Genomic DNA, 535 nt, shown 5'->3' on the forward strand with positions numbered 1-535 from the left:
CAGCAAGGACCAGAGTGCCAACATCAAGGCCGCCCTGGAGGGGCTGAAGAAGGAGAACGGCTATCTCTTCGAGTCCGGCGAGACCCCGCCCCCTTACGCCTTCGGAACCGGCACCGGCGGCCGCCCCGGCTCCGGCATGGACGCCATCCGGGCCGCCGCCGGTCTGACCAACAACAAGTAAAGGAGAATGAACTATGCCTAATGTCATCGAACTGGCCCAGCAGTTTGTGCCCATTCTGGATGAAGTATACCAGAACGCCTCCCTCACCGGCGACCTGGACGGCGCCGCCGAGCTGGCCCGCCAGGGGGCCAACGCCAACGAGCTGATTATTCCCATGCTGTCCATGCAGGGACTGGGGGACTACTCCCGGAACAGCGGCTATGTGGACGGGGACGTGACCCTGACCAACGAGACGGTAAAGTGCAACTTCGACCGGGGCCGCATGTTCACCGTGGACACCATGGACAACCTGGAGACCGCCGGCATTGCCTTCGGGCGGCTGGCGGGGGAGTTCATCCGCACCAAGGTGGTCCC

Annotated in this window: 2 pseudogenes; both read left to right on the top strand. The window is 63.9% G+C overall.

What is annotated here, in order from left to right:
* A pseudogene (locus D1646_RS21575) lies at positions 1 to 181 on the top strand (hypothetical protein); the annotation flags it as partial.
* Between the two features lie 13 nt (positions 182 to 194).
* A pseudogene (locus D1646_RS21580) lies at positions 195 to 535 on the top strand (hypothetical protein); the annotation flags it as partial.

This window comes from Pseudoflavonifractor sp. 60 (assembly GCF_009911645.1).
Classification (GTDB): Bacteria; Bacillota; Clostridia; order Oscillospirales; family Oscillospiraceae; genus Lawsonibacter.